A 26,154-nucleotide genomic window follows, 5' to 3' on the forward strand; every position below is an offset into this window, starting at 1 on the left:
TTAAACGGAGTAAATGAGGGGGAACACTGTGGCACAAGCGTCACAACATATTCGCAACTTTTCTATAATAGCTCATATTGACCATGGGAAATCAACCCTGGCCGACCGCCTGATTGAATATACGGGAGCGCTGTCAGCGCGTGAGATGGAAGAACAGGTCTTGGACTCGATGGATTTGGAGCGGGAGCGCGGGATCACCATTAAGCTCCAGGCTGTGCGTTTGAATTATCGCGCTCAGGACGGCCAGGTTTATGAGCTCAACTTAATTGATACTCCGGGACACGTTGACTTCACCTATGAAGTGTCACGCAGTCTGGCCGCCTGCGAGGGGGCACTTTTAGTGGTGGATGCTGCCCAGGGTATCGAGGCCCAGACCTTGGCGAATGTTTACCTAGCGCTTGAGAACAATTTGGAAATTGTCCCGGTAATTAATAAGATTGATCTACCGAGTGCGGAACCCGACCGGGTGAAGCAGGAAATCGAGGATGTGATCGGCCTTGATGCCAGCGACGCCATTTTGGCTTCGGCGAAGACCGGCGTAGGGGTGACGGAAATTCTCGAAGCGGTCGTCGGCAAAGTGCCGCCGCCGGGCGGGGATGACAGTTCTCCCTTGAAAGCGTTAATTTTTGATTCTCACTTTGACGCTTACAAAGGGGCAATCTCCTATGTACGGGTAATGGATGGCCGCGTGGCCAAGGGGACACAAATCAAAATGATGTCCACGAATAAGGTGTTTGAAGTGACTGAAGTCGGGGTTTTCTCCCCCGCCATGCGTATGGTGGATGAGCTTAAGGCGGGTGAGGTCGGTTTCATCGCTGCGAGCATTAAGAATGTTAAAGATACTCAGGTCGGAGACACGATTACAGATGCTGAAAGGTCCGCTCTTTTTCCGTTGCCGGGCTACCGCAAAGCTACGCCCATGGTTTTCTGCGGTCTCTACCCGGTCGACTCCAGCGATTATGATCGTCTGCGGGATGCCTTGGAAAAGCTGCACTTAAATGATGCCAGCCTGGTGTTTGAACCTGAGACTTCAGCGGCTCTCGGCTTTGGCTACCGTTGCGGCTTCCTCGGCCTTTTGCACATGGAAATTATCCAGGAGCGCCTGGAGCGTGAGTACGACCTGAATCTAATTACCACGGCCCCGAGCGTTATTTACCAGGTCACAAAGACCAACGGAGAGACAATTAAGGTCGATAATCCGGCCAACCTGCCTGTGGCCGGAGAGATCCTGGCGATCGCGGAACCCGTTGTGAAAGCGACCATCATGACGCCGTCTGAATTCGTCGGTGCGATCATGGAATTAAACCAGGAAAAACGCGGTAATTACGTGAATATGGAATATCTTTCAGTGAACCGTGTGAGCCTGATCTATGAACTGCCCCTCAGTGAGATAGTGTATGATTATTTTGACTTGTTGAAGTCCAGGACTAAGGGTTACGCCTCACTTGATTATGAACTGACAGGGTATAAAGAGGCAGACTTGGTGAAACTGGATATTTTGGTCGGCGGGGAAGTCGTGGACGCTTTATCTTTTATTGTGCACCGAGATAAATCCTATACCAGGGGTAGAAAGATGGCGGAGAAATTGCGGGAAATCATTCCGCGCCAGATGTTCGAAGTCCCGATTCAGGCTGTAATTGGGGCCAAGGTAATCGCGCGTGAAACGATCAGGGCCATGCGTAAAGATGTGCTCGCGAAGTGCTACGGAGGAGATATCTCCCGTAAACGCAAACTCTTGGAGAAACAGAAAGAGGGCAAGAAACGCATGAAGCAGGTCGGGAATGTCGAGATTCCGCAAGATGCGTTTATGGCAGTGCTTGAACTCGAGGAGTAAAGTAAATGTGTTATTCTGATATCCTTTCTTTAGCGCAGCGTCCCTCGCTTTATGTCCATGTCCCCTTTTGTCTCAAGAAATGTGATTACTGCGCGTTTTTTTCCCTTTCCTTAGGGCAGCGCGCTCGTGGTCGGGATTTTGGTTCCCACAGCTTGGTGGAAATCTACCTCGAAGGCTTGGCAGCAGAAATGCGCTGGCGGCAGAAGGATACCCCTCTGGGGGTGTCTTCTCTTTTTATCGGCGGGGGGACACCGACAGCCCTCTCTGAAACTGAGCTCGAAGTACTGCTCACCGGTATTAATAAATATTTCCGGTTTGAAGCAAGCGCGGAGAAAACCGCCGAGAAAACTGTGGAAGGAAACCCGGGGACGCTAACGCCGGGGAAACTCTCCGCTCTCAGAACGTTTGGAATTAACCGCTTTTCTCTTGGGGTGCAGTCATTTAATGATGAACTTCTACGCCAGGTGGGAAGAATTCACTGCGCGGATGATGCCCGGCGCAGTATTAAAGAACTGAGAGCAGCAGGCTTTGACAATCTGAACCTGGATTTAATGTTTGGTCTTCCCGGACAAGACCTGCGTACCTGGCAGAAAAGCGTGGAAGAGGCTTTGGCGTGGGCACCGGAGCATTTGTCAGTGTATGGGTTGATGCTGGAGGAAGGGACTGAGTTATTCAAGCGAGTTTATCCTGGCGAAAGTGTTAAAGAAGAACCATACCCTCTGACTCTCCCAGATGACGACCTTCAGGCTGATATGTATGATTGGGCAGTTGGACGCCTGGAAAGGGCGGGGTATGTGCGCTATGAAACTTCTAATTTTGCCAGGCCCGGCTATGAATGTCAGCATAATCTGACTTACTGGCAGGGCCGGGAATACCTGGGACTAGGGCCGGGTGCGGTCTCTTTTCAGGGTCGAGTGCGTTCCAAAAACGTTGAAGATATTCCGGAATACCGGGAACTTGTGCGCGCCGCTAGAGAAGCCCCAGAGGAGCGCGAGGAGCTTTCTGAGCGCGAGCGCATGACGGAACGCGTTATTTTGGGTTTGCGTTTGGCTCAGGGTGTGGACCTCGCCGCTTTTGCCCGCGATTTCGGGGTCAGGCTTGAGGATATTTATCGTGATGTGTTAGAAAAATATGAAAGCCAGGGAATACTGTTTAAAGAAAAAGGGTATTTAAAGCTTAATCCTTGTTATTTTTTTATCGCTAACACTGTATTGCAAGAATTTCTCTAAAGATTTCTCCCTTGACAAAGGGAAAATGCCATGGTAATGTGAGGGCATAAATATTAGCACTCATCAATAGAGAGTGCTAACAAGTTTCCTGCTGTTGCTTGCCCAAGATGGTTTTTTTCAGAAAGGTTGGGGCAAAATGCAAATGGATGACCGCAAACAAAGAATCCTGCGTGCCATCGTCCAGGATTATATCGCCAGCGCTGAGCCTGTAGGCTCCCGCACAATTGCCCGCAAATTCAACTTGGGAGTTTCCCCGGCCACAATCCGCAACGAAATGGCTGATCTTGAAGACTTAGGGTTTATTGAACAACCCCATACTTCAGCGGGCCGCATTCCCTCTGATGCCGGTTATCGTTATTATGTAGACTGTCTCATGGATGCTCCCAAGCTGAGCAGCGAGGACAAAAATACGATTGAAATTGAGACCACGAAGCGCATCAGTGAGATTGAGGAAGTTATTTCCCATACGGCCAAGCTGTTGTCCCAGTTGACAAGCCTTACCAGTATTGTCATGGGACCACAGAAAGGGAAAAGCTCTTTCGGGCAGATGTATTTTTTGCCGTATCAGCCTGGCAAAGCAATTATGGTTGTGGTCAAAGAAAATGGGGCGGTTGAGAACCATATTGTGGATATTGGAGAATATCTGACCGCAGAAGACCTGCAGCAAGTAGCAACTGTTTTTAACAATAAGCTGAAAGGGTTCTCCCTGGGGCAGATCAAGAAGACACTTTTGCATGAGATTTACAGTGAACTCACAAAGCAACGCCATCTCCTCGACAATGCCCTTTCGATGTTAGGGGCTATTCTGGACGACGAACCGGAAGGGGAAAAAGTGTACCTGGGCGGCACTCTAAATATGCTTAATCAGCCGGAATTCCGGGACTTTGACAAAGTCAAAAGCCTTTTTGGGGCTTTTGAAGAAGATGAGTGCCTCAAAAAGTTGCTTTCTGCGCCCCGGAATGGACTAAGCGTAACAATCGGGGGGGAAAATAAGCTGCAGGAGTTTCAGGATTGCAGTGTTATTTCTGCCACTTACCGAGTGAACGGGGAAGTAATTGGCTCAATCGGAGTGCTTGGCCCCACGCGCATGGATTATGCTAAGTCTATGGGGATCGTGGATTTTATGACGCGCAGTTTGACGGACCTTCTCTCTAAGAGCCGCAAGCGCTAGTGAGGCAAGGATTTAGAGAAACGGAGTTGTAAATGAATGAGATATAGGAACGGGGAAATCGAGGAGTTAGACCCGCAAGCACAGCAGGAAGGTGCTGAGTGGGAAAATTCCGGGCAGAAGGTCGAGGATGCAAGTGCAGATAGCTTAAGTTTGGAAAATGAAAGTACTGGGGAAGGATCACCGGAGACAGCCTTTACACTTGAAGCCGAGCTTAAAGAGGCTAAGACCCAAGCAGATGATTATTATAACCGGCTCCAGCGTTTGCAGGCCGAATTCGATAACTTTCGCAAGCGTACACTTAAGGAAAAAGAAGAACTTGTTAAGTACGCGTCCGAGCGGGTGGTGGGAGAACTGCTCCCGGTCATTGACAATTTTGAAAGAGCACTTGAGGCGGCCAAGAACAGCCAGGATTTTGCCGCTTTGGCCCAAGGGGTGGAGATGATTTTCCGGCAACTGAATGGCGTTTTGGGCAAGGAAGGGCTGGCAGAGATTGAGGCAGTGGGCCAGGCTTTTGACCCCAACCTGCATGAGGCCATCATGCAAGTGGATTCTGAGGAACATCCGGCCAATACGGTCGTTGAGGAAGTTCAAAAAGGGTATTATCTAAAAGATAAAGTTTTGCGTCCGAGCATGGTTAAAGTTTCAAGCTAGGGTGCATGTCAAGGAGGAAGAAAAACAATGGGTAAAGTGATAGGAATTGACTTAGGAACAACAAACTCTTGTGTCGCTGTCATGGAAGGTGGGGAAGCTGTAGTTATCGCTAATGCCGAAGGGAGCCGCATCACCCCTTCAGTGGTAGGCTTCTCCAAGACCGGAGAGCGCCTCGTAGGCCAGGTCGCCAAAAGGCAGGCCGTGTCCAACCCGGATAAAACGGTGAGTTCGATTAAGAGGCACATGGGCTCAGATCATAAAGTTAGTATTGACGGCAAGAATTATAGTCCCCAGGAGATCTCTGCGATGGTTCTGCAAAAACTCAAAGCAGATGCGGAAGCTTATCTCGGGCAGAGTGTAACCCAGGCCGTTATCACTGTTCCCGCCTATTTCACGGATGCTCAGCGCCAAGCTACCAAAGATGCAGGGACCATCGCCGGTCTCGAGGTTTTGCGGATTATCAACGAGCCGACAGCAGCAGCACTCGCTTACGGACTTGATAAACAGCAGGATCAGACAGTCCTCGTCTTTGATTTGGGTGGCGGAACGTTTGATGTCTCGATTCTTGAGCTAAGCCAAGGAATGGTTGAGGTCAAAGCTACCAGCGGCAACAACCATTTGGGCGGGGATGACTTTGACCAGCGCCTGATTGATTATATGGTCGCGGAATTTAAGAAATCCCAAGGGGTAGATCTCGCGAAAGACCGGGTCGCAGTTCAACGCCTCAAAGAAGCAGCGGAAAAAGCCAAAATTGAGCTTTCCGGAGTTAGCACCAGTAACGTTAACCTCCCGTTTATTACGATGACAGCGGAGGGCCCGGCTCACATGGACATGAACATCAGCAGGGCCAAATTCGAAGAATTGGTGGCTGACATGGTGGAAGCTACGATGGGACCGACCCGCCAAGCGATGGAAGATGCTAAACTGAGCTGGAACGATCTTAACCAGATCATCTTGGTCGGCGGTTCCACTAGGATTCCGGCAGTGCAGGAAGCAATTAAGCGGGTGAGCGGCAAGGAACCGCACAAAGGGGTCAATCCGGACGAAGTAGTGGCCTTGGGGGCTGCGATCCAGGGTGGAGTTCTGACCGGGGAAATGAAAGACATTATCCTAGTGGATGTAACTCCGCTATCTTTGGGCATTGAGACTATGGGCGGCGTCTTTACCCGCATTATCGACCGCAATACGACTATTCCGACGACCAAGAGCCAAATATTCTCCACGGCTGCCGACAACCAAACTTCGGTTGATATCCATGTCCTCCAAGGGGAACGGGAAATGGCCGCCTATAACAAAACGCTGGGCCGTTTCCAACTGACAGGAATTCCGCCTGCACCCCGGGGAATTCCGCAAATCGAGGTCAAGTTTGACATTGATGTTAACGGGATCGTGCACGTGTCAGCCAAAGATATGGCCACCAACAATGAGCAGAAAGTGACCATCACTTCTTCGACCGGTCTCTCTAAAGATGAGATCGAGAAGATGCGCCAGGATGCTGAAGCTCATGCCGAGGAAGACCGTAGTCGCAAAGAATTAATCGATGCTAAGAATCAAGCCGACTCTTTAATCTATCAGACTGAAAAATCCCTGAAAGACTTCGAAGGCAAAGGGGATGCCGCTGAAGCAGATGCAATTAAGAAAGCGGTGGAAGAACTTAAAACTGCTGCTGCCGGTGAGGATGCCGCAGCGATTAACGCTAAAGCAGAAGAACTGACTAAGGTGCTTCATCCGTTCATCGAAAAGATGTATCAGCAGCACGGCGCTCCGGGACAAACTCCTAACTCCGGTGACCCCGGGAATAATGAAGGGGCCAAAGGGAACGACAATGTCGTGGATGCTGAATATACTGAAGTAGACAAAGACAAATAAAACTTAAGAGGGTGCAGAGGGAGATCCTTTGTGCCCCCTCTTTATGGTATCGTGGACCTTAGAAGTTCTGTGATGTCTTTTATTATGAGGGTGTCTTTATCCTGAGGAAGTTTGTGGACCGGATGATGGAGGAAGAGTATGAAACGGGATTACTATGAGGTGTTGGGAGTCGAACGCAGCGCAAGCGAACAGGAGATTAAGCAGTCCTACCGCAAGCTTGCGCGCCAGTACCATCCGGATGTGAACCCGGGCAATAAAGAAGCAGAGGAAAAGTTCAAGGAAATTTCCGAGGCTTATGATGTTTTAAGTGACGCGGAGAAAAAGGCGCGCTACGATCAGTTCGGGCACGCCGGAACCGACCCTAATCAGGCCGGTTATGGCGGGGGCTTCGGAGATTTCGGTTTCGGAGATATCTTTGACGCTTTCTTCGGCGGCGGTGGCGGCGGTGGCCGCCGCAATGGTCCGCAGCGGGGTGCGGATTTGCGCTATGATATGGCTGTTACCTTTGAAGAGGCAGCTTTTGGTATTGAAAAAGAGATTCAGGTGCCTCGCTCGGAGACCTGTCCTGACTGCCAGGGTTCAGGCGCGGCAGCGGGAACTCACCCCACAACTTGTTCGCAGTGCCAGGGCAGCGGGCAGATCAAAGTAACTCAGCGCACGCCGTTTGGGCATATTCAGACAGCCCGTACTTGCCCTGCCTGTCACGGAGAAGGGAAGACAATTTCCAGCCCTTGCCGCACTTGTAACGGGCAAGGGAAAGTGCGCAAGGTTAAAAATATCAAGATCAATGTACCGGCAGGTTCGGAAGACGGACTTAACCTGCGTTTGAGCGGGGATGGGGAGGCCGGCCACCGCGGTGGGCCTCCCGGTGATCTTTATATCGTGCTCCATGTCAAGCCGCACAAGTTTTTTGAGCGGGATGGCAATGATGTTTATTGTGAGATCCCCATCACTTTTGTGCAGGCTGCTCTGGGGGCGGAAGTGGAAGTGCCTACTCTTGACGGGAATGTCAAGATGAAGATTCCGGAAGGGACGCAGACTGCCACAGTGTTCCGGCTCAAAGGGCATGGTATTCCGTACCGGCGCGGCAGCGGGCGCGGGGACCAGCATGTGAGAGTTATTGTCAGCACTCCGACAAAGCTGTCCGATAAGCAAAAAGAGCTGCTTAAGGAATTTGGCGAGTTGACAAGCGAAACTCAGCAAATGGGGAAGAAATCCTTGTTCGATAAGTTCAAGGAAAACTTGCGCGATGCGATGGGGTGAACGAAAGCATGAACTGGCATGAAGTGGCGGTAACAGTTTCAGCCGAAGGGGAGGAAGCTGTTGCCGATCTTTTTTATAAGTTAGGCTGCCCCGGAGTCAGTGTGGAAGACCCGGAACTCCTACAGAGCTACATTGAGTCCGGCAGTTGGGATTACCATACTTTTGGGGAAGTCGCCTTAACCGGTACGTCCGTGGTCAAAGGGTATGTGCCGGAAGATGAGGATTTAAGCGCTAAGCTGGCTGAACTCGATCAGGGATTGCGCCTGCTCCTGGAGCTTTTCCCCTCCTGGGTGGTTCAGGTTAAAGGGATAACTCTCACGGAAGAAGACTGGGCCACGGCTTGGAAGGCCTATTATAAACCAGTCAGAGTAGGGGAACACTTGTTAATTAAACCGACCTGGGAGGATGCTCCGGTAAAAGCGGGGGATATTGTCCTGGAATTAGACCCAGGTATGGCCTTTGGCACGGGTACGCATCCAACCACCACGCTGTGCCTGGAGATGCTGGAGAAAATTGTGCAATCGGGCATGAAGGTTTTTGATTTGGGCACGGGTTCCGGCATTTTGGCTATCGCTGCCGCTAGACTTGGTGCGCGGGTTGAGGCTGTGGATCTTGATAAAGTGGCGGTGGAAGTTGCCCGGGAAAATGTAGCCTTAAACGGGGTCAGTGAGTCGGTCGCAGTGGTGCACGGGAACCTGGGGCAGGTACTGACCGGCCAGGCTGATATCGTAGTCGCCAATATTATTGCTGATGTTATCATTCGGCTGCTGCCTGAACTTAAAAAGCTCCTGGCCGCGGGAGGGGAGTTTTTGGCTTCCGGGATTATCGATGTGCGCGCAGACGAGGTTGAAGCAGAGTTGCAGGCGGCAGGGCTTGAAATAGTTGAACGTACGGAAGACTCAGGCTGGATACTTTACCGGGCGAGGTGGGCTGAGGATGCACCGTTTTAAAATTGGGGAGCGCGGCCAGAAAATGTTTTGGCTGCATGGGCCGGAAAGGGAGCATTTGGTGCGGGTTTTGCGCCTTGCGCCCGGAGATAAGGTGATAGGTTTTGACAATAGCGGCGGGGAATGGCTGGGCGAGGTGGAGCAGATTTATCCTGAAAGTGTGGGTATCCGTATTCTGGGAGAACATTACCCGGAAGTTGAAGCCAAGTCTTCCGTGTATTTGGTAACCGGGCTCGCCAAAGGGGACAAGCTTGAATGGGTGGTGCAGAAAGGCACGGAATTAGGGATGGCCGGACTGGTGCCCTTGCGGGCGAAACGCTCCGTGGTGCGCCTGGAAGGGGATAAAGCTCGGGAGCGGGTCAAACGTTGGGGGAAAATTGCCGCCCAAGCCGCCAAACAGTGCCAGCGTGTGCGTGAGCCTGTGATTTACCCTGTAAGCGCTTGGGCTGAACTGAAAGAGCTTTTGCCTGAAGTGACTCAGTGGGTGATTCCGTATGAAGATGAGCAGGGGCTCCATCTTAGCCAGGCACTGGCAGAACTTGACCGGTCTCTCCCGCTCGCAATTCTTATTGGCCCAGAGGGCGGTTTTGAGCCGGAGGAAGTAAGCTGGGCCTTCGATTTCCTCACGGCCCGGGCTGTGACCCTGGGACCGCGCATCCTGCGGGCGGAAACTGCGGCGTTGGCAGCTCTTACGATAGCGCTCTCGCAGTGGGGAGACCTGGGGTGATTTCGATGTTCGATGGTCGTGGCCAAATCAAGAGGTCGGAAGCTGGAGGTTATGGACGAGCGGATTTCGGGTTTGAGTGGTCGATGGTTCAGCCAAGTCGGTGGTCAGAGGTCGGAAGTCAGACAGCGATCGGAGGTGAATCAGGATGGAAGAGGATACAGATATCGTCCGCCAGAAGGTGCGTTTCGTCACGTTGGGCTGTAAGGTTAATCAGGTGGAAAGCGAGGCTTTGGCCCAGTTGTTTCGCAATGCCGGGTATGAAGTTGTGGACATTGCCGGTAAAGCCGAGGTGGTAGTGGTCAACACCTGCACCGTCACCAACACCGGAGGTAGTAAATCCCGCCAAGTGATTCGCCGCATGATTAAGTCTCATCCGGACAGCTTTATTGTGGTAATGGGCTGCTATGCTCAAACATCTCCCGGAGAAGTCCTGAATATTGAAGGGGTGGATCTGGTTATAGGCACCCAGGATCGTAGCCGCATGCTTGAGCTGATCGAGCAGGTGCGCGCGCAACGAGAGGTGCGTGACGGACGCGAGGTACGCGCACAACGCCAGCCGCTTAGTGCCGTGCATGACATCTGGCAGGTTAAGGAGTTCGAAGAGCTTCCCATGCTCGAGGGGGAAAGCCGCACCCGCGCGATGCTTAAGATCCAAGAGGGGTGCAACCAGTTTTGCACTTACTGCATTATTCCCTATGCCCGTGGACCCGTGCGCAGCCGCCGTGCGCACAACGCCCTGGCTGAAGCCGAAAAACTGGTTCAAGCCGGGTACAAAGAAATAGTGCTTACCGGAATCCATACCGGTGCCTATGGCCAGGACATGGCCGGGGACTGGGATTTAGCCCGCTTAGTGCGCGAGTTAGTTAAGATTGACGGCTTAAAGCGGCTGCGGCTTAGTTCGATTGAGCCGATGGAGTTTGCTCCTGCCCTGCTTGAAAGCATCTTTTCTTCTCCAGTCGTGTGCCCGCATTTGCATATCCCCCTGCAGAGCGGGAGTGATGCCATACTGGCCCGTATGCAGCGACCGTACACTCTTGGGGACTATAAAGGTTTGCTTAATAAGCTTTTGCAAAACATTCCGGATTTGGCTGTGACCACGGATGTAATTGTCGGCTTTCCGGGTGAGAGTGAGAGAGATCATCGGGACGCTTTAGCCTTCGTTGAGAGCTGTGGTTTTGCCCGTATCCACGTTTTTCCCTATTCCAGGCGCGAAGGTACTCCTGCCGCAGGTTATCCTGATCAAGTGCCGAACCGCCTCAAAGAGGGGCGGGTCAAAGAGATGCTGGAGGTCGCCCGTTCCAGCCATGAATCCTATGTGGAACGCTTCCTCGGGCGTGAAGTTGAGGTTCTGGTTGAAAGAGTGGACGAGAGCGGGACCGCTTTCGGCCATACCGGTAATTATCTTGAAGTGTATTTGCCGCACCAAACCCGTGAGCACGTCTGGCACAGCGGAGAGCTTGTCAAAATAACTCTCGCAAAAGCTTATCTTAAAGAGGAAAATCTAAGCTAAGAGAGAAACACTATAAGAACTAATCACAGTTATGCTTAGCGAAAACGAAACGGCACCAAGTCGGGGTGTCCGTAATATACATAGAAAGGGGAATAATACAGGTGTCAGATTGCATTTTTTGTAAGATTGTAAATAAGGACATTCCAAGTGAGGTGGTATATGAAGACCGAGAACTCATAGCATTTAAGGATATTTCTCCTTTAGCTCCGGTACATTTGCTCGTAATTCCCAAAAAACATATTAAAGACTTAAATGGAGTCGCTGCTGAAGATGAGGGCTTAATAGGACACTTGCTTGGAGTAGTGCAAAAGCTTGCAACTGATCAAGGGGTTGCCGAATCAGGCTATAGAGTCATCACTAATATAGGATCTGATGGCGGTCAAGTCGTGCCGCACTTGCACTTCCATTTATTAGGTGGACAAAAGCTCGGTTCCAAATTGGGGTGAAGAAAAAGGTTGAAACGAACACAGACTTTGGCAAAGGTTTCGCGTGAACTTGACGCGACCAAGTTCATCCAGTATAATCAAAAATGTGTACTTTTGACGAGCCAGTGGAGGGAGGGATAAGAATGAGTGAGATCAAGGTCGGTAAGAACGAATCCCTGGATAGCGCACTCCGCCGGTTCAAGCGTACTTGTCAGCGTTCGGGTGTTTTGTCGGAAGCTCGTAAACATGAACATTACGAAAAACCGAGTGTACGCCGCAAGAAGAAATCCGAAGCCGCGCGTAAACGCAAGTTCAAGTAAGGAGTGGCTCACTATTGTCCCTTAAAGATCGCCTTGTTGAGGATATGAAGGCTGCCATGAAGGCCAAAGAGGAGGGGAAGGTCAAGCTTTCCGTAATCCGCATGGCTCGGGCTGCCATTAAGAACTCAGAAATAGATAAAAAGCAGGAATTTAATGATGAGCAAGTTATCGAGGTTCTGGCACGCGAGTTGAAGATGCGGCGCGATGCCATTGCCGAATTCGCGAAAGCGGATCGCCCCGAGACGGTTAAGTCTTTGGAAGAGGAAATTGCAGTCCTGATGGAGTATCTTCCTCAACAACTTTCCGAAGGGGAGATTCGCCAGCTTGCCCAGGAAATCATTCAAAGTGTGGGGGCTCAAGGCCCTAAGGATTTGGGCAAAGTAATGGGAGCTTTGGCTCCTAAGACCAGAGGACGCGCCGATGGCAAGCTCGTCAACCAAATCGTGCGCGAACTGCTAGGTAGCTAGCCATAAGTTTGGCGCAAGTTTTAACTTAATTAATTTACTGTAGGAAGAGACCCGGTCGGATTAAATCTGATCGGGTCTTTCGTATAGTGGTTTGTACTAATCCCCTCCCTCCCTTCATAAATATTAACGAAGGGAGGGATTTTTTTCCTCCTCTGGATTGACATTTCAAGGGTAGCAACGGCGTGGGCACTAGTGCGCGAGGGAGGAGTTTTGGGATGCTGGATAAGCTGTCAAAAAGCGTGGGCGACGCTTTGGAATTTCCGCCGGATGTGGCAGGGACGGGGCCGAAAATCACGATTACCGGCCGTGAACAAATTACGGTAGAAAATTATGGCGCGATTATCGCCTTCAGCCCGGAAGAAATTAAGCTTGATACGGCTGTGGGCGAACTGGCTATGTGCGGCCGTGAATTCGTGCTCAAGACTATTCTTACGACCGAACTTTACATCGAAGGAACGCTCATAACGCTCTCTTTTGACGGGGGTGAGTCTGGTAATGGTTAATAAGGCGCGATCTTTTATTTATGGACAGGTGTATTTTTTGGCGCAAGGAAATGACATCTCCGGTTTTATTAACGAGGCGGTACGGGATAAAGTCGTATTGTTCAATGCCCAAAGGTCGGAGCGGGGTCTGAAAGCGCGTGTCAAGCTTGAGGACTTTAGGAAACTTAGACGGGCAGCGAGAACCAGCCATTCCAGGGTACGAATTAACGCCAAATACGGCTTGCCTTTCATCCTTAGACGCTGGTGGCGTCGCAAAGGGCTTTTGGCCGGGTTGGCTATTATTGTGATCGCTGTGAGTATTTTATCGCAAATGGTGCTGTCTATTACCGTAAGCGGAAATAAAAATTTGTCAGCGGACACTGTGATTAAACAAGCGGAAACCCTTGGCCTCAAGAAATGGGTTTGGCATAAAAATCTTGATCTTAATGCTCTGTCCAAAGTATTGCAGGAACAGACACCTGATGCAGCTTGGATAGGAATCGAGCGCACCGGTACTCATGTTGAAATTAATATCGTTGAAAAAATCCGTCCGGTTGTTCCCTCACAGGCCGGGAACTTAATAGCGGCCAAAGCGGGGTTAATCCGTGAGATCATGGTAATTCAGGGAGTGCCGCAGGTTCATGAAGGAGAGACAGTGCGGGCCGGACAAGTTCTGATTGTGCAGGGTCCTATTCCGGCCGGGCCCGGTATTCCGGCGTCAGCGCAGAATTCAGCAGCCAAAGGGTTTGTCAGGGGCCGCGTGTGGTACACTGCGGAAGGAAAAGTGCCGCTTGTTGAAAGCAAGGTCGAAGAGAGCGGGCAGACAGCAATTGGCTGGGGTATAAAATTTGGTTCCAGAGTCATAATGGTAACGACACCTCAGTCACCTTACGCACAGGCAGACAAAGAAGTGGGAAGCAGACCTGTTTTGGCCTGGAGGAATTGGCGTTTTCCTGTCGAACTTATATCAGTAAAGTACAAAGAATTAGTGCAAAATAATTATGAACGTGCGGCTCTTGAGGCGCGCCAAGAGGCTGAGGAGCACGCGCGGGCCGAGGTTTACGCTAAGATTACGCCTGGAGCGAAGGTGGTAGAGGAAGCGGTTAAGGTTCTACCCGCAGGAAGCGGAGTGGAAAGAGTTCGGATAGAGGTGGAAACCTACGAGGATTTAGCTGTTTATACCAATCCTTGATGGAGGCGAAAGCTTGCGTACTGAAGCTAAGTTTGTGTTAGAGAATGCTACAGAAGCCATGGGTTTGTTAGGACTTGAAGATGCTCATGTGAGGATGTTGGAAGAGCGTTTGGGTGGGAAATGTGTCGTAAGGGGGGGGGAGCTGATTGTCAGCGGCAGTCCGTCTGAGGTTGAACATACGGAAGCTGCTATCAGTGAGCTTCTGGCAATGGTTCGGCACGGGCATGCCCTAACCCCTACGGATGTGTCTTATGTTATTTCCCAGGTGGAAGAGGGAATATTCAGTGGCGTTGCCGATGTTTTGGGCAAAGCAATAGCGACCACACACCGCGGGCGTATGATTAAACCTAAGACCTTGGGCCAGGCGGACTATATTAAGGCAATTGGGCAAAATCCGATCGTGTTCGGCGTTGGTCCTGCCGGTACCGGCAAGACATACCTCGCTGTGGTGATGGCAGCTAGGGCGCTACGAGCCAAGGAGGTGAGCAGGATCGTGCTTACCCGCCCTGCAGTTGAGGCTGGGGAGAAGCTTGGCTTTCTGCCCGGAGATGTTCAGGAAAAAGTTGATCCCTACCTGCGTCCGCTGTATGATGCCCTTTATGATTTGTTTGGACCGGAGACGACCGCCCGCTATCTGGAAAAGGGTGCGATCGAAATTGCTCCTCTTGCGTATATGCGCGGGCGCACGCTTGATGACTCTTTTATTATTTTGGACGAAGCTCAGAATACCACTCCCGAGCAAATGAAAATGTTTCTGACACGGCTGGGATTTGGTTCACAGGCGGTTGTCACCGGAGATGTTACCCAGGTGGACTTGCCTAGGGGGCAATATTCCGGTCTGGTCGAAGTCCAACATATTTTAGCGGGGATTTCCGGGATTGCATTTCATTACTTTTCAGCGGCTGATGTTGTGCGCAATCCCCTCGTGCAGAGGATTATCCAGGCCTATGAAGAGCTGGATAAGCCGGGACGAAAGCCTAACTAATCCGCATATAACACCAGACATCCATGCCGCGGGTGCGGATTTTCAGAAGGATGTCGTCTGCCGAAGAGTCCTGCAGACCGACATTATAGTACGGGCTCTTAAAGAGGATGATGAGGTTGGATTTACGTAAGACATGGACAAGCTATTTTGCTAAGTTTGTGCAAGGCACCATGTGGCAAAGGGGTATTTTTGCCGTGGTGTATTTTCTGTTGTTTACCTTTTTAATTTCTTCGAGTCTGTTTGTGTCTAAATTAAATATTAAAGTCGGGGAGCCAAGCCCGCAAGATATTTATGCACCATGGGACAAAGACTTCGAGGATATCGAGAAATATCACAAAGATCAAGAGGCGGCTGCCAAAACCGTTCAGCCTGTCTATAACCCTGATGAAGACTATGCTTCAAGTCTGGCCAGAGATTTGAGCAAGGCGTTTTTAGCTGTGCAGGATGCGGTTAATTCCAGCCAGGATAACCGCCTGGCCAAGCTAAAGCAGACTCCTCCGTTTGGTTCGTTGACGGATGGGGATTTGGCTGCGCTCGTGCGCATAAGTGTTGAAGACTTGAATATTGCGGAACAGAAGGCGAGCTCCATTATTATCGGTAGGGCACGCAACCTGGATTCAGGTGCCCGGACTCAGGCTGATGTCCCCTCCTTGAAAGGAAAGATGACGCAGGATATTGACCAGAGCGACCTTTCTCAGACCATAAAAAGGTTCTTGGACACTTTCGTAGATTCTAAAGTGAGTCGACCTACTTTAGTTTTTGATGAGCAGGCTACGGAAAAACTGCGCAATCAGGCCCGTTCGGAGATAAAGCTTGAGGTGCATCGGTATAAGACTAAGCAAAAAATTGTCGGCATCGGGGATATCGTTGATGAAAGCACCTATAGTGTGCTCATGGCATACGGCTTAATTGACTACCGCGCGCCCTGGCGTTCCACAGCGGGGATTGCCTTAGTTGTGCTTGGGGGCATGGCTGCTATAGCGGTCTATGTTCTCCAATACAAACGCGCAACTCTGGAATTTAAGAAAATGATTCTGATTGGGCTTACCATTGCTTTAGTGCTCATCACTGGGAAAGGGATTATTGCGCTTAATCTTGGCGGGGCGGAGTATAACGCTTTGGCCGGCATGCTGATCCCGGTGGCATGGGCCACAATGGCGGTTGCGATCTTGGTGGATGTGGAAGCTGCACTCCTGGTGTCTGTAGTGCTGGCGGTGTTTGTAGCCCTTTTGACAGATCCTACTTTAGCGATGGCGGTCGGTACGCAAGTGGGACTCGTCGCACTTTTTGGCGGGCTGGTGGGCGTGCATAGTGTGAGCAACCTGAGCCAGCGTTCGGACCTAGCCCGGGCCGGACTTTATATTTCGGCGGTAAATGTGCTTACAGTCAGCGGAGTGGCGCTTATGTCCGGAATGCGGCTTACGGTGTGGGCAGTAGGCATTTTGCTGGCCATAGTGAATGGCTTGGCATCGTCGGTCTTGACCGTGGGGACTTTGCACTGGTTTGAATCAGGGTTCAACATCACATCGGCAGTGCGCCTGCTTGAACTGTCAAATCCTAACCGCCCGTTGCTTAAACGCTTACTCATGGAAGCACCGGGGACGTACCACCATAGTATTTTAGTAGGGAATTTGGCTGAATCTGCGGCAGAGGTGGTCAACGCCGATGCGACCTTGGTACGGGTGGGGGCCATGTACCATGATATCGGGAAACTTAAACGCCCATATTTTTTTATCGAGAACCAATTTGCCCAGGACAATCCCCACGATAAGATTGCGCCCACTTTAAGCGCGCTGATCATTACTTCCCATGTCAAAGATGGTTTAGAGTTAGGCAAGGAGAACAAGCTGCCCGAGCCGATTATGGATATTGTTGCCCAGCATCACGGGGACAGCCTGGTGAGTTTCTTTTACCATAAGGCCAAAGAAGAGAATGAGGATATCCCGGAAGAAGCTTTCCAGTATGACGGGCCGCGGCCGCAGAGCAAGGAGGCGGCTTTGGTGTGTCTTGCAGACAGTGTGGAGGCTGCGGTACGTTCCATGAAACAGCCCACTCCGGGGCGGATTGAAGGTTTAGTTAGAAAGATTATTAAAGATAAACTCAATGACGGACAGCTTGATCAGTGTGACCTGACTTTTCAGGATCTGGACAAGATCGCGATGGCTTTCGTGCGTGTCCTGACCGGGATCTTTCACTCACGGGTAGAATATCCCGATTTACCGGCCCGAGGAGGCGCCCAGAATGAAGAAGCAAAGGATGAGGATTCTAAGGATACGAAGGGTCCGGAAAGGAAAGAATCTGAAGTACAGGGATCCCTCCCAGATAGAGCAGAAAGGACCGAATGAATTGAATCTGGATATAATATGGGAAGAAGAAAGTATCTCTCCTGAAGAGAGGGAGGATTTAACTTCGCTTTTGCGCAGAGGGATAGAGCGTGCTGTATTGCTGGCCGGGGGGTCCCCTGAGAGCGAAGTGAGCCTTAGCTTGGTTGATGATGAACGGATACATGAGTTAAACCGGGAGTACCGGGGGATAGACCGCCCGACTGATGTGCTCTCTTTTGCGCTGCAGGAAGAAAGTGCGGAGGAACCCGAAATAAGCGAAGGGGAAATAGAATTCGAGGATAATTTGCTGGGTGACATCATTATTTCCGTAACACGGGCCAGGGAGCAGGCTCTTGAGTACGGACACTCTGTTGCCCGTGAGTTAGTCTATCTGGCGGTACACGGTAGTCTGCATCTTATGGGATATGATCACGAACAGGAGCAAGCACGCCAGGAAATGCGGCTTAAAGAAGAGGAAGTGATGGCCCGGCTTGGGCTTGAGAGGGAGTAGACAGAGATGACCAAGTATCAGAAACCAGCCGGATTTGCCCGTAGTTTAGGTTTGGCCTGGCGCGGCCTGCTTTATAGCTGGAAAACTCAGGGACACCTGCAGTTTCATGCAGTCGCAGCGCTTGTAGTTATGGCGGCTGCCTGGTGGGTGCGCCTTAGCCGCTGGGAATGGCTACTTTTGATTTATGCGATTGGGAGCGTTATTACGGCGGAAGTGATGAACACGGCAGTGGAGTTGGTCGTTGATTTGGCGCAGCCGAAGTTTCACCCTTTGGCCGGGATGGCCAAGGATGTGGCTGCCGGGGCGGTGTTGGTGACAGCCATTCAAGCCGTGGTAATCGGGAGTTCAGTGTTCTGGCCCCCGCTCCGGCGCTGGCTGGAGCAGTTTCTTTAATTAGGAGGGATTTTGGTGGAGGAGATTTTTCCCCCATTGGAAAATAAGGGTGATGAGGATTTAATCCGCCTGGCAAGGGAAGCCTATCAACAGGCTTATGTGCCGTATTCCAACTACCCTGTCGGCGCAGCGGCTCGCTTCTCTTCTGGTAAAATCTATCGCGGATGCAATGTGGAGAACGCAAGTTATGGACTTACAGTATGCGCTGAGCGTACGGCGATTTTTCTGGCAGCTGCTGCCGGGGAACGTGAACTTTCAAGCATTGCCATTGCTGTGCCCACGGAGGAATTTCCTTCCCCGTGCGGAGCCTGCCGTCAGGTGATGCGGGAGTTTGCTAAGGATTGCCGGATCATGCTTGTAAATGGGCAGGGACGGGTTAAGGCGACTTCTTTGGAGGAGCTTTTGCCGTTTTCTTTCGGGCCGGAGTACGTTCAGGTAAGTCGGTAGTCGGTAGTCAGTAGTCGGTAGTCGGTAGTCGGTAGTCGGTAGTCAGTAGTCGGTAGTCGGTAGTCGGTAGTCGGTAGTCGGTAGTCGGTAGTCAGTAGTCAGGAGTCAGGAGTCAGAATGCCTCCGGGGGATAAACCGTTCTTTCATGCTGACTCCAGAGTAGTTGTAAAAAGTTTGGAGGGACACCGTTCGGTGCAAGAGCATACTTCTATGTCAACCAAGTCTAAGGATTTTCGTTCCGGGTTTGTCTCTGTAATCGGTCGGCCTAATGCCGGAAAATCCACCTTGCTTAACCACCTGCTGGGGCAAAAAGTTCTGATTATGTCGGATAAGCCCCAGACGACCAGGAATAAGATCCAGTGCATACTTACAGAAGATAGGGGACAGATTATTTTTTTAGATACCCCTGGTATTCACAAGCCCAAACACAAGCTGGGAGAGTATATGGTCGATGCGGCCAGGAATTCGCTCAAGGATGTGGATGTGCTTGTGTATGTGGTGGACGCTGCGGAAAAGTATGGCAGCGGGGAAGAGTACATCATTCATATGATCAAGGAAGCCACCACTCCTTGTATCTTGGCCTTAAATAAAATTGACTTGCTGAGCAAAGAACAGCTTATTGCTTTAGTGGAGCAGTATGCAGGTTTAGCCGACTTCGTTGCTGTTGTGCCTATTTCCGCGAAGACCGGGGATAATACGGATGAACTGCTGAAGGTGATCTTTGACCACATGCAGGAGGGGCCGCTTTATTACCCTGAGGATGAGGTGACAGACCAGCCTGAACGCTTTATTATGGCAGAGTTAATCCGGGAGAAGGTGCTTGCTTTAACCCGGGACGAGGTGCCTCACTCCATCGCCGTCGTGGTCGAGGAAGTTCAGGAGAAACAGACTTTAGTTAAGGTGCGCGCTTTGATTATGGTGGAAAGGGATTCCCAAAAAGGGATCATTATCGGGGAAGGCGGCAAACTGCTGAAAGAGATCGGTCGTCTGGCCCGCGAAGATATCGAGAAACTCCTCGGGAGCAAGGTTTTCCTGGAGCTATGGGTTAAAGTGAAAAAAGACTGGCGCAATCGGCAGCAATCGCTGCGGGAACTGGGGTATGACCGTAGGGAAACCTAGAAGTATTAAAGAATCCATTATGAAAGAAAACAATTGTTTGTAAGGAAGTGGGCTAAATGAATTTAGCAGGTATGATCGACCATACGTTACTTAAGGCGGAAGCCTCCGAGAAAGACATCGTCACGCTTTGCCATGAAGCGCAAAAATACAAATTTGCTACTGTGTGCGTAAATCCCGCGTACGTTCGTACTGCTGCCAAGCTCTTACACGGCACCGGTGTCGGCGTGAGCGCGGTGATCGGTTTTCCGCTCGGGGCTACTCTTGCTGAAATAAAAGTTCAGGAAGTGTTTGCCGTTAAAGCTCAGGGGGCTAAAGAAGTTGACATGGTCATGAATATCGGCTGTATCAAGTCAGGAAACTGGGATGCGGCGGCACGGGATGTTAGTCGGGTTGTAGAAGCTGCGCACAGCTGCGGTCTTGTCATTAAGGTAATTATCGAGACGGCGCTCCTCACAGATGAAGAGAAAAAGCAGGCTGCTGAAATTGTGCGGGACTCAGGAGCCGAGTTTATTAAGACTTCGACCGGATTTGCCAGTGGCGGGGCCACCGTGGAAGACGTGCAAAAGCTTAAGGCCTGGGTCGGAGCGGGAGTAAAAGTTAAAGCTGCAGGAGGGATTCGCACCCGGGAACTGGCCCTCCAGCTTGTGGAAGCAGGTGCTGAACGTCTGGGTGCCAGTGCATCGATCACGATAATCAGCGGCTGAAAATATTTTTTTCTCATCGTCAAGGATGATGCATAGCGGGATGCGGGAGGACGAAAAATAGAGAGAGGGTGGCCGCGAGTGGCTGTTTTTCATGCTGACGCTTTGGTTATCCGCAGCCGCGAATACGGCGAGTCTGACCGCTTGCTTACACTTTTTGCCCGCGAGTCCGGCAAGCTCCACGCTGTGGCCAAAGGGGTACGTAAGCCGACCAGCCGCCAGCGCGCAGGAGCACAATTGTTCACCTATGCCGACTTTCTCTTGCACAAGGGGCGCACGCTGGACACTGTCACCCAGGCGAGCCCCAAGGAGAGCTTTCCGCACCTGTGGAATGACTTGGACAGGACGTTGGCCGCAACAGCGATCGCTGAACTCTTGGATGTGGCTACAGTCAGGGAAGAGCCACAGCCACAATTGTTCACCTTGGCTTTGACTTGCTTCTTTCTCTTAGCAGAGGTTAACCCCTTTCTTGTGCAAAGTATTTTCTCCTTGCGCCTGCTTGGGATTCTCGGATATTCCCCACGTCTGGGGGAATGTGCGGAATGTGGAGCTGTAATTAAAGGGGATAAAGCCCTTTTCAGCCCCGCAGCAGGCGGCACTGTTTGTAGTGAGTGTCGCGGGCTTTTCAACGGAAAATCACTAAGCCTGGGGACGGTAGCTTTTATGCGCCAGCTAGAGCACACGGAGTGGCAAAAAGTTAAACGCCTGCGCTGGTCGGCCTGGATGGAGCAGGAAATGCGAGAAGCACTACAGCAATACTGCGAGGAGAAATTCGAGAAAAATCTACGTTCGTGGCGGATGGGGAAAGAAATAGGCGGAGAAAGCTCCAACAATCAACGGGAAGGGTGAAGCGCACATGAATGAAGAAATGTGGAGTGAACTTGAAAAAATCGATATTCTCCGTGAGCGCATGGGGGTAGGGTATGATGAAGCCGACAGAGCCCTTAAAGCCGCCGCCGGGGATGTCATTAAGGCGTTGGCTAAGCTCGAACATGAGCAGCAATCCGCGACCGGAGGATGGAAAAATCGTGGCCGGGAAGTCTGGGGAGATTTGAAAGACAAAATAGAAGTTCTGAATCAGACTAAGGTGAATCTTAAACGCCGGGACAAGACCTTCTTAAGTGTTTCTGCCCCTTTGGGAGCGGCTTTAGCCTATACTTTCTGGCGGCGGCCAGGGCTCAGGCTATTGGGTCTGCTTGGTGCGGCCGGAGCAGCCCTTGCCCATTATGAATTGGAAGTGGACAAGACCCCGGTAGCGGAGCCAGGAGAGGTTACGGAAACTGTGATTATCAGCGTAGACAGAGACGACGAGGCTCCGGAGCAAATTGGAATTTAATCCTTTAAATAGAAAGAAACCTTGATTCGAGTATTACTCAATCAAGGTTTCTTTCTATAACCTCGTCATTGAAGGTAGCATTTTTCAACGACATATCGCAAGCCTACATATAAGGAAGAATTGTTATAATAAGTTTTTTAACCAACTCCAATTCTTTCGGCGAGCACTTGTTGATTAATTCGTATACATCCATTCTTGTTTCTTGGTAGCTGTCAAAGGCATGAGTGGGAGCAGAGGACTCAGTGAGATCGGTGATATTAGATGCGTAAGGATTAAGGGTATCGTTTAGATAATACGGACTGTCATTATTTTTTCCAAAAACGAGGTAATCTAAAGATAGGTGTAAGCAATGGGTGACTTTAACCAAAACGGGGAGGCTCATTTGCCGCTCTCCTCGTTCGAGCTGTCCGACATAGTAATCCGAAAGCTCAATCACTTCTGCAAACTCTTCCCGCGAAAGTTTAAGCTTATCTCTTTCTTGTCGTATTCTTTGTCCGACAGCCTTGTTATCTATTACAGCATTTTTTTCCACTTCATCACCCCTTACTGAAGATACTTTAGCTGACTTCACAGGGTATCTGAACTTGCAACGTGCATATATTTATTATTTGCAACCAGCGAATATTTGATGTAAAATAATACCTGTAGTTATTTTATGAGTGCTTGCGGAGTGAAAGAGATGAATACAGACAAGATGGAAATTGCCAGAGCTATTCTAAATAATGCGGGGAATATGAACGTAAGTAAAGAAATGCTCCTCAAAATAAGTCAACAAATGGATAAATACATTGTTGAATATTACCGCAAGAGTGGAGGACAAGAGGGTGCTTTCAATAACGGAGAAAATGTATAAACAATTGACAGAAGCCTGTCCACTGTATATAATACTTACAAAAATACCCTATTGTGCCATGATGAGAATAAGCTTGCCCAAACTTCCCTTAGCGAGTCCGGAATGGTGGAAGCCGGACGGAAGCAGCAAGTATGGGGCCTCGGAGCACTGTTTAATTAAGGTGGATCCAAAAGGATCAAGCAGGGTGGAACCGCGGGAATAACTCTCGTCCCTGCAGCGGAAGCTGCGGGGGTGAGAGTTTTTTAGTTCCACCATAACCATAACCACGACCATCTACCATCGAACCATGAATATCGAATATCGAACATCGAAAAAGGAGGCAGGATATGAAATTTCAGGATATGATCTTATTTCTCAATCAATTTTGGGGAGAACAAGGGTGTATTATTGCTCAGCCGTATGATGTGGAAAAAGGAGCAGGCACCATGAATCCGGCTACTTTTCTAAGGGCCTTGGGGCCGGAACCGTGGAATGTTGCTTATGTGGAACCTTCCCGGCGTCCGACAGACGGGCGTTACGGGGAAAACCCCAATCGTCTGCAGCATTATTTTCAGTACCAAGTGATTCTTAAGCCTTCCCCGGCTAATGTGCAGGAGCTTTACCTGCAAAGCTTGGAGCGCCTTGGGATTAATCCCAAAGAACATGACATCCGTTTCGTCGAAGATAACTGGGAATCGCCGACCCTGGGTGCATGGGGCTTGGGTTGGGAAGTTTGGCTTGACGGCATGGAGGTAACCCAGTTCACTTATTTTCAGCAGTGCGGTGGGATTGACTGCCAGCCGGTAAGTGCGGAAATAACTTATGGACTCGAAAGACTCGCCATGTTTATTCAGAACAAGGACAGCGTCTATGATATCGAGTGGGTAGGGGATATTACTTACGGGGATATTTACCTGCAAAATGAAATCGACTACTCCCACTATAATTTTGAGGCCGCTGACATCGAAGCGCTCCAGACCTGGTTCGAGATGTACGAGCGCGAAGCGAAGCGCACAGTGGAAAAGGGCTTAGTTGTGCCCGCCTATGATTATGTCTTAAAGTGTTCCCACACCTTTAATCTGCTGGAAGCAAGAGGGGCGATCAGCGTGACTGAACGCACTTCCTATATCGCTCGGGTCAGGGCTTTAGCCCGTCTCTGTGCCCAAGCATATGTCGAGCAGCGGGAAAAACTCGGTTTCCCCTTGCTCAAGGGTAAAAGTGCGAAGGAGGTGGGTTGAGATGGGTAAGGACTTTCTTTTGGAAATCGGAATGGAAGAAATTCCGGCCAAGTTCATTCCGGGGGCTGTGGCTCAACTGGAAGATCAGACGCGCAGAAAGCTGGAAGATATGCGTCTGGGTTTTAGTGGAGTGAAAATTTACGCGACCCCAAGGCGCTTAGCAGTGCTCATACAAGAATTAGCCTCCAGACAAACAGACCTTAACACGGAAGTGAAAGGTCCTGCAGTGAAGGCTGCTTATTCTGCTGACGGGAAGCCGACCAAAGCGGCCGAAGGCTTTGCCCGTTCCCAGGGGGTAAAGGTGGAGGCGCTTTTTACGCAGGAAGTAAACGGAGTTCCTTATATCTTTGCCAAGAAATCTGAGAGCGGCCAAGAGAGCAAATCTTTGCTCCCGGGATTGTGCCGTGACTTGATCACTTCTCTTCATTTCCCGAAACCGATGCGCTGGGGCGATCTGGATTTTCGCTTTGCCCGCCCGATTCGCTGGTTGGTGGCCCTGTATGGCGAGGATGTGGTGGAATTCGAGTTTGTAGAGCTTAAAGCGGGACGGGTCTCTCAGGGGCACCGTACTCTGGCTGAGGAAGCTGTTGTGTTAGAAAACCCGGCTGAGTATAAGGAAAAATTGCGGCAGGCGTATGTTATAGCAGACCCTGAAGAGAGAAAGAGTAACGTCTGGCATCAGATTCAGGCTCTGGCTGAGAAAGCAGGGGGAGTTGTGCCTGAGGATGAGGAACTCCTAGGGGAGGTCACTCATTTGGTGGAATATCCGACGGCCTTGCTTGGGGAAGTTCCGGCGCGTTACATGGAACTGCCGCAAGCGGTAATTACTACCCCAATGCGCGAACACCAGCGCTATTTCCCGGTGCGTTCCCGCGAAGGCAAGCTCCTTCCTTACTTTATAACTGTGCGCAACGGGGATGATGCTGCCTTAGAGAAAGTGAAAGCGGGGAATGAGAAAGTCTTAAAAGCCCGCCTTGAAGATGCCGCTTTTTATTACCGCGAAGACTCGAAAGTTCCGCTTGCAGACTTTGTGCAGAAGCTGGAGAAAATCGTTTATCATGAAAAACTGGGTACGGTCAGAGCCCGGGTTGAGCGCCTGCGCTTCCTCTCCGGGTTTATCGCCAGGAGCTTGGGTTTGGGCACGGAAAGACAGGAGCTGATTGACCGCACTGCTTTCCTGGCCAAGGCCGATCTGGCTACACTCATGGTATACGATTTTCCGGAACTGCAAGGGATTATGGGAGCGGAATACGCCCAGGCCAGCAAGGAAAGCCTGGAAGTGTGCCAGGGGATCGTGGAGCATTACCAGCCCCGTTTCGCTGGGGATGCCCTGCCAGAGTCACTCCCAGGCCGGATCGTGAGTCTAGCGGATAAACTGGATGCCATTATCGGCGCTTTCGGGATCGGAATCCAGCCTACCGGTTCGCAGGATCCCTATGCTTTAAGGCGTCAGGCCCAGGGGATAGTCGGCATTCTGCTTAAGGCAGAGTGGGATCTCTCCCTTGAAGACTTAATAAGCGAGGCTCACCGCCTCTTAGCTGCTCAGGGTATAGCCCTTCTGTCCCTTAACGAGATTTTGCCTGCCCTCCAGGACTTTTTCCAGCAGCGCCTGCGTTTTGCCCTTCAGGATCAGGGTCTGCGCTATGATACGGTTGACGCTGCTTTGGCCCAAGGAAGTGACAAGCTCTACCGCTGTGCCCAGAAAGCCCTGGTTTTGCATGCCAAGAGGGAAGATCCTGTTTTGGCGGAGTACGTCCAAGCTTATGTGCGCTGCTATAATCTTAGCAAAAAAGCAGAGCTTAAGGCCTTTGATGAGAGGGCCCTGCAGGACCCGGCCGAACTCAAGCTGGCGGAAGAGATGCTGCTGCGCCGGGAGCGCTTTGACAATCTGCTTGACGCCCGTGAATACGAACAAGCGTATAAAGTGGCCGCTGAGATGGTCCCTCTGATCGAGGCTCTTTTCCAGGCAGTGATGATTATGGTGGAAGATGAGAAACTAAGAGAAGCGCGTTTGGCTCTGCTTGGGCGGTGTGTGGAAATGCTAGGCTGCCTGGGGGATTTAAGCCAGCTCAGTGTATAGAGCCATCAGTGTTACGTTGAAAGCTTAAGCACAAAAGTTAGGTACAGACATTAGATCAAGCTTCAGAGCCAAGCATTTCAGCCTAAGGTTATTAAAAAAGT

Annotated in this window: 27 protein-coding genes; 26 read left to right on the plus strand and 1 reads right to left on the minus strand. The window is 50.8% G+C overall.

Annotated elements, in window-relative coordinates; genetic code table 11:
* Positions 1–28 precede the first annotated feature (28 nt).
* From lepA to ACYQ2N_RS14305, 23 genes are all read left to right on the plus strand, one after another.
* Positions 29–1,834, plus strand: coding sequence for a translation elongation factor 4 (gene lepA, locus ACYQ2N_RS14195; RefSeq protein ID WP_459999903.1), 1,806 nt, complete (start codon positions 29–31; stop codon positions 1,832–1,834).
* 5 nt (positions 1,835–1,839) lie between these two features.
* Positions 1,840–3,063, plus strand: coding sequence for a radical SAM family heme chaperone HemW (gene hemW, locus ACYQ2N_RS14200; protein ID WP_459999904.1), 1,224 nt, complete (start codon positions 1,840–1,842; stop codon positions 3,061–3,063).
* Positions 3,064–3,199: 136 nt separating this feature from the next.
* Positions 3,200–4,234, plus strand: coding sequence for a heat-inducible transcriptional repressor HrcA (hrcA, locus tag ACYQ2N_RS14205; protein ID WP_459999905.1), 1,035 nt, complete (start codon positions 3,200–3,202; stop codon positions 4,232–4,234).
* A gap of 36 nt (positions 4,235–4,270) precedes the next feature.
* The gene (grpE, locus tag ACYQ2N_RS14210) at positions 4,271–4,885 is read left to right on the plus strand and encodes a nucleotide exchange factor GrpE (RefSeq protein WP_459999906.1); all 615 of its coding nucleotides are present in this window, start codon (positions 4,271–4,273) and stop codon (positions 4,883–4,885) included.
* A gap of 27 nt (positions 4,886–4,912) precedes the next feature.
* Positions 4,913–6,754 (plus strand): molecular chaperone DnaK, encoded by a 1,842-nt coding sequence (gene dnaK, locus ACYQ2N_RS14215; protein WP_459999907.1) that lies wholly within the window; start codon positions 4,913–4,915, stop codon positions 6,752–6,754.
* A 138-nt stretch (positions 6,755–6,892) separates the two neighbouring features.
* Positions 6,893–8,017, plus strand: a complete 1,125-nt coding sequence (gene dnaJ / locus ACYQ2N_RS14220) for a molecular chaperone DnaJ (protein ID WP_459999908.1) — start codon at positions 6,893–6,895, stop codon at positions 8,015–8,017.
* Positions 8,018–8,025: 8 nt separating this feature from the next.
* Positions 8,026–8,967: a 50S ribosomal protein L11 methyltransferase gene (gene prmA, locus ACYQ2N_RS14225; protein ID WP_459999909.1), complete on the plus strand. Its 942-nt coding sequence runs from the start codon at positions 8,026–8,028 to the stop codon at positions 8,965–8,967.
* A complete protein-coding gene (locus ACYQ2N_RS14230) occupies positions 8,954–9,691 on the plus strand; it encodes an RsmE family RNA methyltransferase (protein WP_459999910.1) in 738 nt (245 codons plus the stop codon). The genes prmA and ACYQ2N_RS14230 overlap by 14 nt, the downstream gene beginning before the upstream one ends.
* Before the next feature lie 145 nt (positions 9,692–9,836).
* Positions 9,837–11,201: a tRNA (N(6)-L-threonylcarbamoyladenosine(37)-C(2))-methylthiotransferase MtaB gene (gene mtaB, locus ACYQ2N_RS14235; protein ID WP_459999911.1), complete on the plus strand. Its 1,365-nt coding sequence runs from the start codon at positions 9,837–9,839 to the stop codon at positions 11,199–11,201.
* A 101-nt stretch (positions 11,202–11,302) separates the two neighbouring features.
* A complete protein-coding gene (locus tag ACYQ2N_RS14240) occupies positions 11,303–11,647 on the plus strand; it encodes a histidine triad nucleotide-binding protein (protein WP_459999912.1) in 345 nt (114 codons plus the stop codon).
* Between the two features lie 122 nt (positions 11,648–11,769).
* Entirely contained in the window at positions 11,770–11,946 is a 177-nt protein-coding gene (rpsU, locus tag ACYQ2N_RS14245; protein WP_206812066.1) for a 30S ribosomal protein S21, read from the plus strand.
* 14 nt (positions 11,947–11,960) lie between these two features.
* Complete coding sequence (locus ACYQ2N_RS14250; RefSeq protein ID WP_459999913.1) at positions 11,961–12,413, plus strand: GatB/YqeY domain-containing protein; 453 nt, start codon at positions 11,961–11,963, stop codon at positions 12,411–12,413.
* Between the two features lie 215 nt (positions 12,414–12,628).
* Positions 12,629–12,916: a YabP/YqfC family sporulation protein gene (locus ACYQ2N_RS14255; RefSeq protein WP_459999914.1), complete on the plus strand. Its 288-nt coding sequence runs from the start codon at positions 12,629–12,631 to the stop codon at positions 12,914–12,916.
* Positions 12,909–14,087 (plus strand): sporulation protein YqfD, encoded by a 1,179-nt coding sequence (yqfD, locus tag ACYQ2N_RS14260; RefSeq protein ID WP_459999915.1) that lies wholly within the window; start codon positions 12,909–12,911, stop codon positions 14,085–14,087. The genes ACYQ2N_RS14255 and yqfD overlap by 8 nt, the downstream gene beginning before the upstream one ends.
* A 58-nt stretch (positions 14,088–14,145) precedes the next feature.
* Positions 14,146–15,072: a PhoH family protein gene (locus ACYQ2N_RS14265; RefSeq protein WP_460000547.1), complete on the plus strand. Its 927-nt coding sequence runs from the start codon at positions 14,146–14,148 to the stop codon at positions 15,070–15,072.
* 107 nt (positions 15,073–15,179) lie between these two features.
* Positions 15,180–17,417 carry an HD family phosphohydrolase gene (locus ACYQ2N_RS14270; RefSeq protein ID WP_459999916.1) on the plus strand — a complete coding sequence of 746 codons (2,238 nt, stop codon included), beginning with the start codon at positions 15,180–15,182 and terminating at the stop codon, positions 17,415–17,417.
* Position 17,418: 1 nt separating this feature from the next.
* Complete coding sequence (gene ybeY, locus ACYQ2N_RS14275; protein WP_459999917.1) at positions 17,419–17,907, plus strand: rRNA maturation RNase YbeY; 489 nt, start codon at positions 17,419–17,421, stop codon at positions 17,905–17,907.
* 6 nt (positions 17,908–17,913) lie between these two features.
* On the plus strand, positions 17,914–18,300 hold the full coding sequence (locus ACYQ2N_RS14280; protein ID WP_459999918.1) for a diacylglycerol kinase family protein: 387 nt from the start codon (positions 17,914–17,916) through the stop codon (positions 18,298–18,300).
* Between the two features lie 24 nt (positions 18,301–18,324).
* Positions 18,325–18,747, plus strand: a complete 423-nt coding sequence (gene cdd, locus ACYQ2N_RS14285; RefSeq protein WP_460000548.1) for a cytidine deaminase — start codon at positions 18,325–18,327, stop codon at positions 18,745–18,747.
* A gap of 210 nt (positions 18,748–18,957) precedes the next feature.
* A complete protein-coding gene (gene era / locus ACYQ2N_RS14290) occupies positions 18,958–19,866 on the plus strand; it encodes a GTPase Era (protein ID WP_460000549.1) in 909 nt (302 codons plus the stop codon).
* Between the two features lie 56 nt (positions 19,867–19,922).
* The gene (gene deoC, locus ACYQ2N_RS14295) at positions 19,923–20,570 is read left to right on the plus strand and encodes a deoxyribose-phosphate aldolase (protein ID WP_459999919.1); all 648 of its coding nucleotides are present in this window, start codon (positions 19,923–19,925) and stop codon (positions 20,568–20,570) included.
* A 78-nt stretch (positions 20,571–20,648) separates the two neighbouring features.
* The gene (recO, locus tag ACYQ2N_RS14300) at positions 20,649–21,416 is read left to right on the plus strand and encodes a DNA repair protein RecO (RefSeq protein ID WP_459999920.1); all 768 of its coding nucleotides are present in this window, start codon (positions 20,649–20,651) and stop codon (positions 21,414–21,416) included.
* Between the two features lie 7 nt (positions 21,417–21,423).
* Positions 21,424–21,903: a DUF4342 domain-containing protein gene (locus ACYQ2N_RS14305; RefSeq protein WP_459999921.1), complete on the plus strand. Its 480-nt coding sequence runs from the start codon at positions 21,424–21,426 to the stop codon at positions 21,901–21,903.
* 103 nt (positions 21,904–22,006) lie between these two features.
* Here ACYQ2N_RS14305 and ACYQ2N_RS14310 read toward each other — a convergent pair whose 3' ends face one another.
* Positions 22,007–22,435 (minus strand): helix-turn-helix domain-containing protein, encoded by a 429-nt coding sequence (locus ACYQ2N_RS14310; protein WP_459999922.1) that lies wholly within the window; start codon positions 22,433–22,435, stop codon positions 22,007–22,009.
* A gap of 147 nt (positions 22,436–22,582) precedes the next feature.
* Between ACYQ2N_RS14310 and ACYQ2N_RS14315 the strand changes: the two genes are divergently transcribed.
* The 3 genes from ACYQ2N_RS14315 to glyS all read left to right on the plus strand — a co-directional run bounded on the left by ACYQ2N_RS14315 (position 22,583) and on the right by glyS (position 26,053).
* Positions 22,583–22,756 (plus strand): aspartyl-phosphate phosphatase Spo0E family protein, encoded by a 174-nt coding sequence (locus ACYQ2N_RS14315; protein ID WP_459999923.1) that lies wholly within the window; start codon positions 22,583–22,585, stop codon positions 22,754–22,756.
* 326 nt (positions 22,757–23,082) lie between these two features.
* Positions 23,083–23,973 carry a glycine--tRNA ligase subunit alpha gene (glyQ, locus tag ACYQ2N_RS14320; protein WP_459999924.1) on the plus strand — a complete coding sequence of 297 codons (891 nt, stop codon included), beginning with the start codon at positions 23,083–23,085 and terminating at the stop codon, positions 23,971–23,973.
* Between the two features lies 1 nt (position 23,974).
* Positions 23,975–26,053, plus strand: coding sequence for a glycine--tRNA ligase subunit beta (gene glyS, locus ACYQ2N_RS14325; protein WP_459999925.1), 2,079 nt, complete (start codon positions 23,975–23,977; stop codon positions 26,051–26,053).
* Positions 26,054–26,154 lie beyond the last annotated feature (101 nt).

Source organism: Paradesulfitobacterium aromaticivorans (genome assembly GCF_054657415.1).

Coding starts and splice junctions, on each gene's coding strand:
- hemW (WP_459999904.1), top strand. CDS start 1,840: ATGTGTTATTCTGATATCCTTTCTTTAGCGCAGCGTCCCTCGCTTTAT.
- hrcA (WP_459999905.1), top strand. CDS start 3,200: ATGCAAATGGATGACCGCAAACAAAGAATCCTGCGTGCCATCGTCCAG.
- grpE (WP_459999906.1), top strand. CDS start 4,271: ATGAGATATAGGAACGGGGAAATCGAGGAGTTAGACCCGCAAGCACAG.
- dnaK (WP_459999907.1), top strand. CDS start 4,913: ATGGGTAAAGTGATAGGAATTGACTTAGGAACAACAAACTCTTGTGTC.
- dnaJ (WP_459999908.1), top strand. CDS start 6,893: ATGAAACGGGATTACTATGAGGTGTTGGGAGTCGAACGCAGCGCAAGC.
- prmA (WP_459999909.1), top strand. CDS start 8,026: ATGAACTGGCATGAAGTGGCGGTAACAGTTTCAGCCGAAGGGGAGGAA.
- ACYQ2N_RS14230 (WP_459999910.1), top strand. CDS start 8,954: ATGCACCGTTTTAAAATTGGGGAGCGCGGCCAGAAAATGTTTTGGCTG.
- mtaB (WP_459999911.1), top strand. CDS start 9,837: ATGGAAGAGGATACAGATATCGTCCGCCAGAAGGTGCGTTTCGTCACG.
- rpsU (WP_206812066.1), top strand. CDS start 11,770: ATGAGTGAGATCAAGGTCGGTAAGAACGAATCCCTGGATAGCGCACTC.
- ACYQ2N_RS14255 (WP_459999914.1), top strand. CDS start 12,629: ATGCTGGATAAGCTGTCAAAAAGCGTGGGCGACGCTTTGGAATTTCCG.
- yqfD (WP_459999915.1), top strand. CDS start 12,909: ATGGTTAATAAGGCGCGATCTTTTATTTATGGACAGGTGTATTTTTTG.
- ACYQ2N_RS14265 (WP_460000547.1), top strand. CDS start 14,146: ATGGGTTTGTTAGGACTTGAAGATGCTCATGTGAGGATGTTGGAAGAG.
- ACYQ2N_RS14270 (WP_459999916.1), top strand. CDS start 15,180: ATGATGAGGTTGGATTTACGTAAGACATGGACAAGCTATTTTGCTAAG.
- ACYQ2N_RS14280 (WP_459999918.1), top strand. CDS start 17,914: ATGACCAAGTATCAGAAACCAGCCGGATTTGCCCGTAGTTTAGGTTTG.
- era (WP_460000549.1), top strand. CDS start 18,958: ATGTCAACCAAGTCTAAGGATTTTCGTTCCGGGTTTGTCTCTGTAATC.
- deoC (WP_459999919.1), top strand. CDS start 19,923: ATGAATTTAGCAGGTATGATCGACCATACGTTACTTAAGGCGGAAGCC.
- ACYQ2N_RS14305 (WP_459999921.1), top strand. CDS start 21,424: ATGAATGAAGAAATGTGGAGTGAACTTGAAAAAATCGATATTCTCCGT.
- ACYQ2N_RS14315 (WP_459999923.1), top strand. CDS start 22,583: ATGAATACAGACAAGATGGAAATTGCCAGAGCTATTCTAAATAATGCG.
- glyQ (WP_459999924.1), top strand. CDS start 23,083: ATGAAATTTCAGGATATGATCTTATTTCTCAATCAATTTTGGGGAGAA.
- glyS (WP_459999925.1), top strand. CDS start 23,975: ATGGGTAAGGACTTTCTTTTGGAAATCGGAATGGAAGAAATTCCGGCC.